Source organism: Enterobacter sp. LM3, from assembly GCF_046622475.1.
GTDB lineage: Bacteria > Pseudomonadota > Gammaproteobacteria > Enterobacterales > Enterobacteriaceae > Enterobacter > Enterobacter cloacae_P.
In genome coordinates this window covers 143,526-158,360 of sequence record NZ_JBJURN010000005.1, presented here as the reverse complement: position 1 = coordinate 158,360, position 14,835 = coordinate 143,526, and the positions used below count along the sequence as shown (strand labels likewise).

Here is a 14,835-nt window from a genome sequence, read left to right as displayed (position 1 = left end):
TGAAACGTAAAATAAGATAAACGGTCAGGTGAAGTTTCATAACTGCCAGTAAACTATTCAGACAATTGTTGTCTTGACGTGGTGAGGGGCTCTTTGCAGAATCCCTGCTTCGTTTTCTGACCGGAATAGTTATGCAGGCATTGCTGGAACATTTTATCACCCAGTCCGTTATGTACTCACTCATCGCCGTTGCGCTGGTGGCGTTCCTGGAATCCCTGGCGCTTGTCGGGCTGATTTTACCCGGCACCGTGATGATGGCGGGGCTTGGCGCGCTTATCGGCAGCGGTGAAGTCAACTTCTGGCAGGCGTGGATGGCCGGGATCGTCGGCTGCTTGCTCGGAGACTGGATCTCCTTCTGGCTGGGCTGGCGCTTTAAGAAGCCATTGCATCGCTGGTCGTTCATGAAAAAGAACAAAGCGTTGCTGGATAAAACCGAACACGCGCTGCATCAGCACAGTATGTTCACTATCCTCGTGGGGCGTTTTGTCGGGCCAACGCGTCCGCTGGTGCCAATGGTAGCCGGGATGCTGGATCTGCCTGTCTCCAAATTTGTGTTACCCAATATTATCGGCTGCGTATTCTGGCCGCCGTTCTACTTCCTGCCGGGGATCCTGGCCGGTGCGGCAATTGATATTCCTGTCGATGCGCAAAGCGGTCAGTTTAAATGGCTGTTACTGGCTGCGGCTGTCCTGTTGTGGCTGGCGGCATGGCTGTGCTGGCGGCTGTGGCGTAGCGGCAAAGCGGGAGTGGATCGCCTGACGCGCTATCTTCCACGCCCCCGCCTGTTGTGGCTGGCACCGCTGACCCTGGGAATTGCGATAGTGGCGCTGGTGGCGCTGATTCGTCATCCGCTGATGCCGGTTTATGGGGACATTTTATTGAAAGTCGTCAGCCGTTAACGGGGTGCCGGGCGGTGCTTCGTTTGCCCGGCCTACGGTTTGATCCCCAGTAATTCCGAGGCGCTGGTTTTTCCGCTTAACAGTGCTTCTGTCTCTCCATCCCATGCAATTCGCCCGTCAGCAATGACCACCGATCGCGGTGCAATCCGTGCAGCATCTTCGATACTGTGCGAAACCATCAGCATCGTAAGCTGCTGGCGCTGGCAGACGTCCTTCACCAGAGAAAGCATCTCCTGGCGCAGGGCCGGGTCGAGTGCCGAGAACGGTTCGTCCAGCAGCAGTATTGGCTGCTCACGCACCAGACAGCGGGCCAGCGCCACACGCTGACGCTGGCCGCCGGAAAGCTCTCCTGGCAGCCGGTCAATCAAGTCGGTGATCCCCATTTGCGCGGCAATGATCTCCAGCTTCTGTCGCTGTGCGTCGTTCAGCTTCAGCCCCGGATCCATCCCCAGCGCGATGTTTTGCCGTACCGTCAGATGCGTGAACAGGTTATTTTCCTGAAACAGCATCGAGACAGGACGCTTAGCCGGTGGAGTGTGGGAATGGTCACCGTTTTCAATCAGTATTGACCCGCTTGCCGGTTGCAGAAAACCGGCGATCAGATTGAGCAAGGTACTCTTTCCTGCTCCGCTGGGGCCAAGGATTGCAATCATTTCCCCTTGATGCACGGAAAGGGTGAAACGCATTGGCAGGTGCTGATAGAGCCAGGTTACATCAATCAGTTTTAACATCACGCCCCGGGAGTTTTTCGATAGCGGTAAATAACGCAAAACACAGCAGCAGCAGTAATAGCGCCGTGACGGCACCATCCTGGCTACGGTAGGAGCCAATTTGCTGATACAGCCAGTATGGCAGTGTACGGAAATCTTCATTGCCGAAGAGAGCCACGACGCCAAAATCACCAATCGATAGCACACAGGCGAACGCCAGCGCCTGTGCCAGCGGGCGCTTTAGTGCGCGCAGCTCGACGACCTTTAGCCGTTGCCAGCCCTGCATACCAAGCGACTGGCACAGTAAGCTGTAGCGGCTGTTGACGTCACGCATCGGGGTTTCCAGCACCTTGAGAGCGTAAGGGATTGCCATCAGGGCATTGGTAAAGATGACGATGCCGTCAGCGCTTTCCGGCAAACCAATGGTGCTGTTGAACAGTAAAAAGAAGCCGGTAGCCAAAACAATGCCCGGCATGGCCAGAATCAGCATCCCCGTGAGTTCCAGCGCTTGCCCGGCTTTTTGCGCATGGCGGGCATAGAGTTCACGGCTACTCCACAGCAACATCATGGTCAGAATGACGCACAGCATGCCTGCGGCCAGTGCGATCCGCAGCGAAGTCCAGGTGGCTTGCCAGAGCATGGGCTGTTGCAAAACGGACACCAGATTGATGTTCAGACCATCGACGATGACGGCCATCAGCGGCGGCAGCAGAAGCATCAGCGCCAGCGTGATGAGGATAAAATCGGTAATGCGGCTGTACAGGCTGTCCTGCGGATCGCGCCAGCCTGCTATCTGGTTACTACCGGGTGGAATGGCTTTACTCAGCCGCTGGCTGAGGAGCACCAGGACAAGGCAGCATGCCATCTGTACTATCGCCAGCAGCGCCGCACGTCCGGGGTCGTAGTCGAAATTTAACGCCTGATAAATCGCCAGCTCAATGGTCGTTGCCTGCGGCCCGCCACCGAGTGAAAGTACGGTGGCAAAACTGGCAAAGCAGAGCATAAAGATCAGCGCCGCAACGGGGGGGATTTGCCTGCGCAGCCACGGCCATTCGACAAAACGGAAGAACGACCAGCCGTGCATGCCGAGCTGTGCAGCCAGCTGGCGCTGCTCGCCGGGAATATTCTCCAGCGCCTGCAAAAAGAGCCTTGTCGCCATCGGCATATTGAAAAAGATATGCGCCAGCAGAATACCCTTCAGTCCGTAAGGGGAGAATGTCCACTCCAGACCAAGCAGGTTACAGAGTGAGGCCAGCCAGCCCTGGCGTCCATAGACGCTCAGAATACCGAATACGGCCACCAGAACGGGCAGGATCAGCGTCATAGCGCACAGGCGCAGAAGTGCCTGTCTGCCAGGAAAACGCCTGCGATAAAGTGCCCGGGACAGGAAGATCGCCGGGAAAACCGACAGCAGCGCAGAGAGAAATGCCTGCCAGAAGGAGAAACGGATAACATGCCAGAGATAGCTGTCATGCCAGAGTGTGAGCACGTCGCTTTCTGGTGCGTTTAACCACAACGCAAGAAATGCCCCCAGACTGACCGCTACCATCAATACGGCAGCGAGCAGTCCGGGAAGTAACCAGCCGGGAATTAATGGCTGACTGCGCGTTGCCATTCACTTACCCATGCAGCACGCTGTGCGGCGACCTGTTGCGGCGTAAACTCCAGTGAGGTTTGCGGTTTAGACAGCGTATCAAAGCCCGCTGGCAGGGCCACATTGGTCACCGGGTACATCCAGTTGCCCGTCGGGATCGTATTCTGGAACGCCGGAGAAACCATAAATTTCAGGAACTTCTCGGCCAGTTCTGGCTGTTTACTGGCGGCGGTACGTGCTGCAACTTCCACCTGAAGGTAGTGACCTTCCGCAAAATCAGCAGCGGCGTAGTTGTCCTTCTTCTCGGCAATAATGTGGTAGGCCGGAGAGGTCGTGTAGCTGAGCACCAGGTCACTTTCTCCCTTCAGGAACAGGCCATACGCTTCGCTCCAGCCTTTGGTGACGGTGACGGTTTTCGCCGCCAGTTTCTGCCATGCTTCCGGCGCTTTGTCACCGTAGACTTTCTGCATCCACAGCAGCAGGCCCAGGCCTGGCGTACTGGTGCGCGGATCTTCATAAATCACGCGCCATTTCTGGTCGCTTTCAACCAGCTCTTTCAGGCTTTTCGGTGGGTTCTTCAGCTTGTTTTTGTCATAGACAAAAGCAAAGTAGCCGTAATCGAACGGGACAAAGGTATCGTTTTTCCAGCCACCAGGGACGTTGACGGCATCGGTGGCGACACCGCTTTTGGCAAACAGTCTGGTTTGCGACGCCGCATCCAGCAGGTTGTTATCCAGACCGAGCACCACGTCGGCTTTGCTGTTTTTCCCTTCCATGCGCAGACGGTTAAGCAGTGAAACGCCATCCTCCAGCGCTACGAACTTCAGCTCGCAGTTGCAGTCGGCTTCAAAGGCTTTTTTCACCGCCGGGCCAGGGCCCCAGTCGGCAGAGAAGGAGTCATAGGTGTAGACCGTCAGGACGGGCTTCGCAACAGCAGGCAGCGCAAACAGCACCAGAAGGGGAAGAATTTTTTTTAACACTTTGCACCTCAAAGTTGAGTGGCAAAGGATTTTGAGCGACAGCCTCAAATCCCTTCGCCGGCGTTATCCGGATCAGGTTCGACGGGTATTATCTCAGCGCACATCAGTGATGCAGCACCCCGTTGAGAACGGCGGTATTGTAATGATTTGGCGAATATTACGAAAGTGTTATGGTTCCGGTGGGGCAAACCAGGCGGATTTGAAATCAAACCAGCCCAGGGTGTTCATCCGTAAGCCACGCATACTGCGCTGACCCTGAATCATCAGCCAGTGGTGGATGAGCGGCACAATCGCCTGTTGCGCCAGCAACTGCTGGCACCATGAGGCCAGGTTCATTTCTCCCGCGCGCCACTGTGCGGCGTCCTGCTGCCAGTCCCGGTCAATGCAGTGTTGGATCAGCGGAACTTCATACAGGTGCGAAAAGAGTGAGAAATCGAGTGGCAGGGTAAAGTTGGCGCTGTTCAGCCAGATATCGCTGACTATCTCCCCGCGATGCCATTCATCATAATCTATTTCCTGGATGTCCAGTTGAACGCCTTCGGCAGCCAGCAGCTTGCTCATGATGCGGGCGATAAAGCGGTGTTCCACGTGGTCGCGATAATAGGTCAGGGTGATCGACTCCAGTCCGGCGGGCTTTTCGCCGTGAACCGGTCGGGCGTGATGCCAGCGCGGGAGCAGACCGTAGGCCGGGAACCAGTAAGTCTGGTATTGCTCCTCCGCCTGATAGATAAGATTGGCCGGGGAAAGCACGTGGCTCACCCATCTGCGCACGTCGCGGCTGGCACCTCGGTGGCTGCGGGCGTCAAACAGCAGGTAATAGCAGCCCTCTTCCAGACGGCTTTCAACCGCTTTTTCTCCTTCGGTTGACCCTTCCAGCGTTAATCCGCAGCTCAGCTCCTCGCTGATTTCAGGCAGAACCCAGACGTTGACTTCGTCGATCAGCGCGCGATAACCAAAGTAGTCGTCAAAGGCGCGAATTTTCAGCTGGTTGTTGGTATTGCGCGTTACCGCGTAAGGTCCTGTTCCCACGGGCTGGCTGGCAAAATGGGGCAGGGAATCCCATTCACGCGGCAGGATCATCGACGGGATATAGCCCATTAGCCACGGAAGCCACTGGTCAGGCTCGGACAGTTCGATATCAACAGTCCATGCCGTAGGGGAGTGGATCCGCGATATGTGGCCATAAAGAGGAAGAGTGCATGCCCGCTGAAGCGAATTGATGACGTCGCTGATCTCCAGCTCACGGCCGTGGTGGAAATGAATACCAGGACGTAAAAAGAAGCGCCAGTGCAGGGGAGAAAGTTGCTGCCAGTGGTGCGCGACATCGGCTTCCAGTTCCCCGTTTTCCTCATTTATGCGCGTCAGGCCGCTGAATATTTGCCGGGCCATATGGGTTTCTGAACGGCGCAACGCCGTACCGGGTAACAGGTTTTTCATCGGACGATAGTAGAGCACCCGCAGGATGTGGCGACCCTGACGAAAACTTCTCCCGAGATGGGAAACCAGCATCTGGCGTACTGCCGCTTTGTCGCCCACCAGCTGTACCAGTTGGTCGATTCTGTCCTGTTCAAGCAGGTCTTCCGCGCGTTGTTGCTGCAACGCCAGCCCGGTGTAGAGAAAGGTCAGACGCGAGCGCTTGCCGCGTCCGGCCTCGGCCTCCCAGTTTAACCAGCCCTGTTGCTGCATGGTGTTGAGCAGCGTTCGCATATGGCGACGAGAGCAGTTCAGCAGGTCGGCCAGCTCGTTCAGCGTAGTCTCCTTCGACTGCCCCTCGCAGCACTGCCAGAGGCGGATGAATTGTTGTTGCAGACGACCAGAAGGCATAAAAGGGGAACTCCTGACAAAAAATCAGCAATTTATTAATCCCTATATTAGGCCAATAATTCTTCCCGATGAAGTGAGGAGGTAAATTATGAAGAGGTCTACCGCACGTCAGTTTTATCAGCAGTACTTTTCAGCGACAAAAGGAGTGTCCTGGCTGGCCCGTCAGTGTGCAGATCAACGGCTGAGAACGCTGGAAGAATTGATGCAGTGGGACGTTACGAAAACGACCTTTTCTCGCTAACTCACCTCGATCATGTGTGACTGAGTATTGGTGCTAATCACCCGCCAGCAAAATGTTTTTGCTGGCTTTTTTCGTTTACTATTTCACCCAATTTCGATTCGCTTTGACAAGGATTTGCGCATGCTCTGGTTGATGACGATGGGGCGACGCCTGAATGGCGTGTATGCCGCTTTTATGCTGGTGGCCTTTATGATGGGTGTGGCGGGGGCGCTTCAGGCACCGACGCTGAGCCTGTTTCTGAGCCGCGAGGTGGGGGCGCAACCGTTCTGGATTGGCCTGTTTTATACCGTCAACGCCATTGCCGGGATCCTGGTCAGCCTGTGGCTGGCGAAACGCTCGGACAGCCAGGGCGATCGCCGCAAACTGATCCTGTTTTGCTGCGCAATGGCCGTCGGGAATGCGCTGCTGTTTGCGTTCAATCGTCATTACCTTACGCTCATCACCTGTGGTGTTCTGCTGGCATCTCTGGCTAATACCGCCATGCCACAGCTGTTCGCGCTGGCTCGTGAATATGCGGATAACTCCGCGCGTGAAGTGGTGATGTTCAGCTCGGTCATGCGTGCGCAGCTCTCTCTGGCGTGGGTGATTGGCCCGCCGCTGGCGTTTATGCTGGCGCTGAATTATGGCTTTACCACCATGTTTTCCATCGCCGCCGGGATTTTTGTCATCAGCCTGGTGTTAGTGGCATTTGCCCTGCCTTCGGTGGCTCGCATTGAGCCGGTGGCGGACAGACCCGCTACGCAGGCGAGCGGCTGGCAGGATAAAAATGTCCGTATGCTGTTTATTGCCTCCACGCTGATGTGGACCTGCAACACGATGTACATCATTGATATGCCATTGTGGATCAGCAGCGATCTGGGGTTACCGGATAAGCTTGCCGGGATCTTGATGGGTACCGCCGCGGGTCTGGAAATTCCGGCGATGATTCTGGCCGGGTATTACGTTAAGCGTTCAGGAAAACGTAAGATGATGGTCATTGCTGTCGCGGCAGGAGTGTTGTTCTATCTGGGGCTTATCTTCTTTCACTCGCGCGAAGCACTACTGATATTACAGCTGTTTAATGCGGTATTTATCGGGATTGTCGCCGGGATTGGTATGCTCTGGTTCCAGGATCTGATGCCGGGACGCGCAGGCTCTGCGACAACATTGTTTACGAACAGTATTTCAACCGGGGTGATTCTGGCGGGGGTGATTCAGGGTGCGCTGTCGCAAAGCTATGGGCATGCGGCGGTGTACTGGATGATTGCGGCAATCTCGGTCGTGACGCTCCTGCTGACCTGCCGTGTGAAAGACGTGTAGCCTGTTGCGAAGGTCTGAGCCAGAAACCGTTCTGGCTCAGAGAATATGCCTGTTACTGCATTATTCTGAGTACTGATATTTCCGCTGTGCGCGTAATGTCAGGTACATATGGGCTATCCCCATAAAGCCGTGTGCCCAGAAATAGGTTTCGATAAAGACCGTCAGGAATTTATGCAGATCCAGTACCGACTCGGTAAGAGAGGAGACGGGCCCGATCGTTGCGTTCAGTACGAACCAGGCTGCGCCACAGACGGCAACACCCAGCAGAGCCAGCACGCCTAAACCCTGCACCGTTGCGGCCATACCGCCAGCGTGGGCATCCGGGAGCTGGCGTTGTGTCAGGGTGCGAATGTCGTCAACGATCCCGCGGAAATCCAGCGTCATCCAGGCGTAGTAATATTTAAATCCACGTTGCGTTAACATCCACGCCATCATAGCAATACCGCAGAAAATTAACCCAAAGCCTGAGATGACATGTATCCAGGTGACGATACTCGTGAAACCAGATTCACTGAGTGCTTCACTTACGGTGTAGTTAGAATTGATAATCTGAGCCAGTACCAGCACTGCAACAATGATGTGCAGTACGCGAAGAAAAGGCGTTTCTTTATGTGGAAGCGTACTGCGTATTGTTGGGGTCATCGCTATTTACCTCAATGATGAGAGAGCTAATGTGATGCAGTGTGACGTCTATTAATTAACGAAACCTTAACGCCAGAAAATGTCGGTCACACTGTTTGCATCAATACGCGTTAATGCGCAGGATCGATATGCGTCATCACATTAAGCACGTTAAATTTGCTCATGACTCTGTTTCTGGCATTGACGGCAATATCATGTCCTTCTTTTACGCTTAATTTTCCATTTACTTCCAGATGAACATCGACCAGGGCTAAATCACCCATCTTGCGGGTTTTTAAATCGTGAATGTTAATAACACCTTCTGTAGATAACAGGCACGTTCTGATTTCGTGTTCCATGTCTGGCTCAAGCGAGCGATCCATCAAATCATGGAGGGCATCGGCAGAGAATTTATACCCCATGTGGGCGATAAAAATACCGACAATCAGTGCGGCAACCAGATCCATAGAGTGGAAACCCAGTAAATTACCGGCAATACCGATGGCAACAACAACAGACGAGGCCGCGTCGGAACGCGCGTGCCAGGCATTGGCAATAAGCAGCGATGACTGAATGCGTTTCCCCGTTGCGTACATGTATCTGAACAGCCCCTCTTTAATCAACAGAGCCAGTATGGCGACCCACAGAGCCGCCCCTTTGACGACCTGATGTGTCTCGGGGTGTAGCAGCTTATTGCCCGCAGACCAGAGCATTCCGGCACCGACCAGAAATAAGATAACCCCGATAATCAGCTTTGCACCGTTTTCAAAACGGAGGTGACCATAGTGATGATCGGTATCAGAGGCTTTCTGGCTTTTTTTATTGGCAATCAGAACGACAAAGTCAGAGGATAAATCGGAAAGAGAATGAATACCATCAGCAATTAACCCCTGCGAACCGGAAAATAAACCGGCAACGATTTGAAAACTCGTCAGGAATATATTGACGATCACGCTGATTAATGTGCATTTATGTATTTCATGAGAACGGAGTTGAGACTCATTGCTATTTTGTTTTTTCATACTGTTTCACGTAGTAACCTGATATGTAGGTTATTATGCAAAATGTTTATTAAATTCACCTTAAATATAATGTGATTGGCGTGATTATTTCTGCCAGGTTCTTGCATGCGAGAAAAAAACGGGGAAGGGCGGCGGAAGATCTGACCCGCAGGATACACTGCGGGCCAGATGTTTAATTCATAAACGCAGGTTGTTTATGTTCGTATGCGGCAATGGCATCTTCGTGTTGCAGCGTCAGACCAATGCTGTCCAGACCGTTTAACATGCAGTGACGACGGAATGCATCAATACTGAAGCTGTAGGTCTTCTCACCCGCCTTGACCACTTCTGCTTCCAGATCCACTTCAAACGCAATACCGGGATTAGCCTTAACCAGAGCGAACAGCTCGTCTACCTGCTCGTCGCTCAGCGTCACCGGCAGCAGCTGGTTGTTGAAGCTGTTGCCGTAGAAGATATCGGCAAAGCTCGGGGCAATAACCACTTTAAAGCCGTAGTCGGTCAGTGCCCAGGGCGCATGTTCACGGGAAGAGCCACAGCCAAAGTTTTCCCGCGCCAGCAGAATCGATGCACCTTTGTATTCCGGGAAGTTCAGGACGAATTCCGGGTTAGGGACTTCGCCTTTGTCATCCAGGAAACGCCAGTCGTTAAACAGGTGCGCGCCAAAACCGGTGCGGGTGACTTTCTGCAAAAACTGCTTAGGAATGATCGCATCGGTATCGACGTTGGCTGCATCCAGTGGGACAACCAGACCCGTATGTTGGGTAAATTTCTCTGCCATGATTGTCTCCTTATTTCAGGCTGCGAATATCGGCGAAGTGGCCGGTGACTGCCGCCGCAGCGGCCATTGCCGGGCTGACCAGATGGGTACGCCCACCGCGGCCCTGACGGCCTTCAAAGTTACGGTTGCTGGTGGAGGCACAACGCTCGCCCGGGTTCAGGCGGTCATTGTTCATCGCCAGACACATGGAGCAGCCAGGCAAGCGCCACTCGAAGCCCGCTTCGATAAAGATCTTGTCCAGGCCTTCTGCTTCCGCCTGCGCTTTCACAGGGCCGGAGCCAGGCACGACCAGCGCCTGCACGCCCGGAGCGACTTTGCGGCCTTTGGCAATCTCTGCCGCAGCGCGTAAATCTTCAATGCGTGAGTTGGTGCAAGAGCCGATAAACACTTTATCAATGGTCACATCGGTCACTGGCACGCCCGGTTTCAGTCCCATATAGGCCAGTGCTTTTTCTGCGCTGGCGCGTTCGACCGGATCGGTGAAAGAGGCCGGGTCAGGGATGGTGTCATTCACGGAAATGACCTGGCCTGGGTTCGTTCCCCAGGTAACCTGTGGGGCAATCTCTTCCGCCTGCAGGGTAACAACGGTATCAAAGGTTGCACCGTCGTCGGTTTTCAGGGTTTTCCAGTATTCAACGGCATCGACGTAATTCTGGTCTTTTGGTGCGTGCAAACGCCCTTTCACATAGTTAAAGGTCGTTTCGTCTGGCGCGACCAGGCCTGCTTTGGCCCCCATTTCAATGGCCATGTTGCACAGGGTCATACGACCTTCCATGCTCAGCGCCTGGATAGCTTCACCGCAGAATTCCACCACGTGGCCAGTACCACCTGCGCTACCTGTTTTACCGATGATGGCCAGCACAATGTCTTTGGCGGTGATGCCCGGGGCGGCTTTGCCCTTCACTTCAATCTTCATGGTTTTGGCACGACCCTGTTTCAGGGTTTGCGTTGCCAGAACATGTTCAACTTCAGATGTACCAATACCGAACGCCAGTGCGCCAAATGCACCGTGTGTCGCGGTATGGGAGTCACCACAGACGATGGTCATACCCGGCAGGGTAATGCCCTGTTCTGGCCCCATCACGTGGACGATGCCCTGGTACGGATGGTTCAGGTCGTACAGTTCAACGCCAAACTCGTTGCAGTTCTTAATCAGTTCCTGCATCTGGATACGTGCCATCTCACCCGACGCATTGATATCTTTGGTCTGGGTGGAGACGTTGTGATCCATTGTCGCGAAGGTTTTACCCGGCTGACGTACCGGGCGCTTGTGCGCACGCAGTCCGTCAAATGCCTGTGGGGAGGTCACTTCATGCACCAGATGCCTGTCGATGTACAGCAGCGGGGTTTCGTTTGGTGCCTCGTAGACAACGTGCGCATCAAACAATTTTTCATATAACGTCTTCGCCATGATTACACCCCTTCAGCAACATAGCGGGCAATGATATCGCCCATTTCATCGGTACTGACTGCTGCCGCGCCGCGTGCTAAATCACCGGTACGGACACCTTCTTCTAACGCACGATTCACGGCGCTTTCAATAGCAGCGGCTGCATCGCCTGCATCAAGGCTGTAGCGCAGCAGCAGGGCCAGAGAGAGGATCTGCGCAATCGGGTTGGCGATATTTTTGCCGGCAATATCCGGAGCAGAGCCGCCCGCAGGTTCATACAGGCCAAACCCTTCTTCATTCAGGCTGGCGGAAGGCAACATGCCCATTGAGCCGGTGATCATCGCGCACTCGTCCGACAGGATGTCGCCGAACAGGTTGGAGCACAGCAGCACGTCAAACTGGGACGGATCTTTAATCAGCTGCATGGTCGCGTTATCAATGTACATATGCGTCAGCTCAACGTCCGGATACTCTTTGGCGATTTCACTGACAATCTCACGCCACAAAATGGAAGACTGCAGAACGTTCGCTTTATCGATAGACGTCACTTTATGACGGCGTTTACGTGCAGACTCAAACGCGATATGGGCAATGCGTTCAATTTCAAAACGGTGATACACCTCGGTATCAAAGGCTTTCTCATGCTGTCCGCTGCCTTCACGGCCTTTTGGTTGGCCAAAATAGATACCGCCGGTCAGTTCACGTACGCACAGAATGTCGAAGCCATTGGCCGCGATATCCGCGCGCAGCGGGCAGAACTCTTCCAGACCCTGGTACAGCTTTGCCGGACGCAGGTTGCTGAACAGTTTGAAATGCTTACGCAGTGGCAACAGCGCGCCGCGCTCAGGTTGCTCTGCGGGAGGCAGATGTTCCCATTTCGGGCCTCCCACGGAACCAAACAGGACGGCGTCGGCATTTTCGCAGCCTTCGACGGTCGCTTTTGGCAGCGGCGTACCGTGATTGTCGATAGCAATACCGCCCACGTCGTAGTGGCTGGTGGTAATTTTCATCGCAAAACGCGAACGAACGGCTTCCAGTACTTTCAGCGCCTGTGCCATCACTTCCGGGCCAATACCGTCACCCGGCAACACAGCAATATGGTAATTCTTCGACATTACACGGTTTCCTTGTTGTTCTCTTTATTCTGAGCTTTGCGTTGCAACTCTTTTTCGACTTCGGCGGCGCGCCAGATATTGTTCAGGACGTGCACCATCGCTTTTGCGGACGATTCAACGATGTCGGTTGCGAGACCCACGCCGTGGAAGCGGCGACCATTGTGGTTGACGACGATATCCACCTGACCCAGGGCATTTTCCCCCTGACCTTTAGCCGTCAGATCATATTTGACCAGTTCCACGTCGTACCCTGTGACGCGGTTAATCGCCCGGTAGATGGCGTCGACTGGGCCATTACCGTTGGCCGCTTCGGCTGTAACTTCGTCGCCGCAGGCCAGTTTGACCGACGCGGTAGCGATATCGCTGGAGCCGGACTGCACGCTGAAGTAATCCAGACGGAAGTGCTCTGGCTCTTCCTGCTGTTTGTTGATGAAAGCCAGGGCTTCCAGATCGTAATCAAACACCTGGCCTTTTTTGTCGGCCAATTTCAGGAAGGCGTCATACAGCTGATCCATGTTGTAGTCGCTGTCCTTATAACCCATCTCTTCCATACGGTGTTTCACCGCGGCACGGCCGGAGCGGGAGGTCAGGTTCAGCTGAACCTGGTTCAGGCCGATAGATTCCGGGGTCATGATTTCGTAGTTTTCGCGGTTTTTCAGCACCCCGTCCTGGTGGATACCCGAGGAGTGTGCGAATGCGCCAGTGCCGACAATGGCTTTGTTAGCAGGAACTGGCATGTTGCAAATCTGGCTGACAGTCTGGCTGGTGCGCCAGATTTCATTGTGATTGATGCGGGTGTGTACGTTCATGATGTCTTTGCGCACCTTGATCGCCATGATCACTTCTTCCAGCGCACAGTTACCCGCACGTTCACCGATGCCGTTCATTGCGCCTTCTACCTGACGCGCCCCGGCGTGGACGGCGGCAATGGCGTTACCGACGGCCAGGCCCAGATCGTCATGGGTGTGAACGGAGATAATTGCTTTATCAATGTTTGGCACACGCTCATACAGGCCGGTAATAATGTTGGAGAATTCAAACGGCATGGTGTAGCCGACGGTGTCCGGGATATTGATAGTTTTGGCACCGGCATTGATCGCGGCTTCAACTACGCGCGCCAGATCGTCAATGGGTGTACGGCCAGCATCTTCACAGGAGAACTCAACGTCATCTGTGTAGTTACGCGCACGTTTGACCATGTAAATTGCGCGTTCAATAACCTCATCCAGCGTGCTGCGCAACTTGGTCGCAATGTGCATTGGCGACGTGGCAATAAAGGTATGAATACGGAAGGCTTCTGCAACTTTCAGCGACTCGGCAGCAACGTCGATATCTTTCTCAACGCAGCGTGCCAGGGCGCAGACGCGGCTGTTTTTAATGGTACGCGCAATGGTCTGTACCGATTCAAAATCACCCGGAGAAGAGACAGGGAAGCCTACCTCCATCACGTCGACCCCCATACGTTCGAGAGCCAGCGCAATTTGCAGCTTTTCTTTCACACTCAGGCTCGCCTGCAATGCCTGTTCACCGTCACGTAAAGTTGTATCGAAAATAATGACTTGCTGGCTCATGGGTTAGGTCCTTGTCAGTCTTAGGGCGCTTTGCTACGAGCATAAAAAAACCCGCGCAATGGCGCGGGTTTTTAGTCTTACTGGTGACGATTCAACGCTGAATTTCGCCCGCCAGTCTACCGCGCACAGTGGATGCGTTTAGTAGTAGTAGACTGGTGAAACGAATGGTGCGAATCATGAATCGTGCTCCCGTTAAATACGATATGCATTTAGTGGTACTGGATACGGCGCATCATGTCAACCCCTGCACGGTAAAACGAGCCTGATAGCTGGCCAGAGCAGAACATTAACTTTAGCTAATTGTGCTGGTTTTTTCTTTTTCGACCAGGTTAATTGTCTATTTTTGGACTGAGAATGTCGTGCTGTCATGCTTTAAATATAATTAGTATCAATTAAACATAATTTGTGTGTTTTATTGCAGTGATATGAAATTTGTTTTATTTCATTAATTTATAAATGATGTGAATGGTTTCAGTGAGCATGAATGCGGTTTACGGCATCCGGTTGTTAAGTAAATGATATAGGTTAACATGAATAGTTTAATAATACTTAAGTCATCATTAACCTGAACGGTGATTGTATATTTTTCTGGTTTATGGTTTCATGCCAATCCTAATGTTATTGATATCATATGAACTGACTTTTATCTCTTCATTACTGAAGGTGCGTAATGTCTTTTTCGATGCATTTTTCTTTATATTTTCCGAATTTTAAACAATTCTCTTTTGCTGCTCGTATATGCATGGTAAATCATATTTCTCGAACTTATTACTGTACTTTGGCAAAGGGAG

14 protein-coding genes and 1 riboswitch are annotated in these 14,835 nt (G+C 53.3%); of the genes, 3 read left to right on the top strand and 11 right to left on the bottom strand.

The annotated features are described in order from the left end of the window. The first annotated feature begins 131 nt into the window (after window positions 1–131). Complete coding sequence (locus ACJ9N4_RS08440) at window positions 132–899, top strand: DedA family protein (protein WP_411500394.1); 768 nt, start codon at window positions 132–134, stop codon at window positions 897–899. Window positions 900–931: 32 nt separating this feature from the next. Here the strand turns inward: ACJ9N4_RS08440 and thiQ are convergent, their stop codons facing one another. The 4 genes from thiQ to sgrR all read right to left on the bottom strand — a co-directional run bounded on the left by thiQ (window position 932) and on the right by sgrR (window position 6,007). After that, window positions 932–1,630, bottom strand: coding sequence for a thiamine ABC transporter ATP-binding protein ThiQ (gene thiQ / locus ACJ9N4_RS08435; RefSeq protein ID WP_182273725.1), 699 nt, complete (start codon window positions 1,628–1,630; stop codon window positions 932–934). Continuing rightward, on the bottom strand, window positions 1,614–3,224 hold the full coding sequence (gene thiP, locus ACJ9N4_RS08430) for a thiamine/thiamine pyrophosphate ABC transporter permease ThiP (RefSeq protein ID WP_182273726.1): 1,611 nt from the start codon (window positions 3,222–3,224) through the stop codon (window positions 1,614–1,616). Before thiP ends, thiQ begins: the two co-directional genes overlap by 17 nt. Then, window positions 3,200–4,183 (bottom strand): thiamine ABC transporter substrate binding subunit, encoded by a 984-nt coding sequence (gene thiB, locus ACJ9N4_RS08425; protein WP_182273727.1) that lies wholly within the window; start codon window positions 4,181–4,183, stop codon window positions 3,200–3,202. Before thiB ends, thiP begins: the two co-directional genes overlap by 25 nt. A gap of 31 nt (window positions 4,184–4,214) precedes the next feature. After that, window positions 4,215–4,315: riboswitch (TPP riboswitch) on the bottom strand. 36 nt (window positions 4,316–4,351) lie between these two features. Continuing rightward, window positions 4,352–6,007 (bottom strand): HTH-type transcriptional regulator SgrR, encoded by a 1,656-nt coding sequence (gene sgrR, locus ACJ9N4_RS08420; protein WP_182273728.1) that lies wholly within the window; start codon window positions 6,005–6,007, stop codon window positions 4,352–4,354. An 88-nt stretch (window positions 6,008–6,095) separates the two neighbouring features. Between sgrR and sgrT the strand changes: the two genes are divergently transcribed. Both sgrT and ACJ9N4_RS08410 read left to right on the top strand, forming a co-directional pair. After that, the gene (sgrT, locus tag ACJ9N4_RS08415) at window positions 6,096–6,248 is read left to right on the top strand and encodes a glucose uptake inhibitor SgrT (RefSeq protein WP_182273729.1); all 153 of its coding nucleotides are present in this window, start codon (window positions 6,096–6,098) and stop codon (window positions 6,246–6,248) included. A 120-nt stretch (window positions 6,249–6,368) separates the two neighbouring features. Then, complete coding sequence (locus tag ACJ9N4_RS08410) at window positions 6,369–7,547, top strand: sugar efflux transporter (protein ID WP_182273730.1); 1,179 nt, start codon at window positions 6,369–6,371, stop codon at window positions 7,545–7,547. A gap of 60 nt (window positions 7,548–7,607) precedes the next feature. On the opposite strand, the gene ACJ9N4_RS08405 is transcribed toward ACJ9N4_RS08410, so the two are convergent. From ACJ9N4_RS08405 to leuL, 7 genes are all read right to left on the bottom strand, one after another. Continuing rightward, on the bottom strand, window positions 7,608–8,189 hold the full coding sequence (locus ACJ9N4_RS08405) for a cytochrome b/b6 domain-containing protein (protein WP_182273731.1): 582 nt from the start codon (window positions 8,187–8,189) through the stop codon (window positions 7,608–7,610). Window positions 8,190–8,299: 110 nt separating this feature from the next. Beyond that, on the bottom strand, window positions 8,300–9,190 hold the full coding sequence (locus tag ACJ9N4_RS08400; RefSeq protein ID WP_182919395.1) for a cation diffusion facilitator family transporter: 891 nt from the start codon (window positions 9,188–9,190) through the stop codon (window positions 8,300–8,302). A gap of 172 nt (window positions 9,191–9,362) precedes the next feature. Then, window positions 9,363–9,968, bottom strand: a complete 606-nt coding sequence (gene leuD, locus ACJ9N4_RS08395) for a 3-isopropylmalate dehydratase small subunit (RefSeq protein WP_182273733.1) — start codon at window positions 9,966–9,968, stop codon at window positions 9,363–9,365. A 10-nt stretch (window positions 9,969–9,978) separates the two neighbouring features. Further along, entirely contained in the window at window positions 9,979–11,379 is a 1,401-nt protein-coding gene (leuC, locus tag ACJ9N4_RS08390; RefSeq protein ID WP_182919396.1) for a 3-isopropylmalate dehydratase large subunit, read from the bottom strand. A gap of 2 nt (window positions 11,380–11,381) precedes the next feature. Continuing rightward, entirely contained in the window at window positions 11,382–12,473 is a 1,092-nt protein-coding gene (gene leuB, locus ACJ9N4_RS08385) for a 3-isopropylmalate dehydrogenase (protein ID WP_182273735.1), read from the bottom strand. Beyond that, entirely contained in the window at window positions 12,473–14,044 is a 1,572-nt protein-coding gene (gene leuA / locus ACJ9N4_RS08380) for a 2-isopropylmalate synthase (protein WP_182273736.1), read from the bottom strand. Before leuA ends, leuB begins: the two co-directional genes overlap by 1 nt. A gap of 91 nt (window positions 14,045–14,135) precedes the next feature. After that, on the bottom strand, window positions 14,136–14,222 hold the full coding sequence (leuL, locus tag ACJ9N4_RS08375; RefSeq protein ID WP_182274624.1) for a leu operon leader peptide: 87 nt from the start codon (window positions 14,220–14,222) through the stop codon (window positions 14,136–14,138). Window positions 14,223–14,835 lie beyond the last annotated feature (613 nt).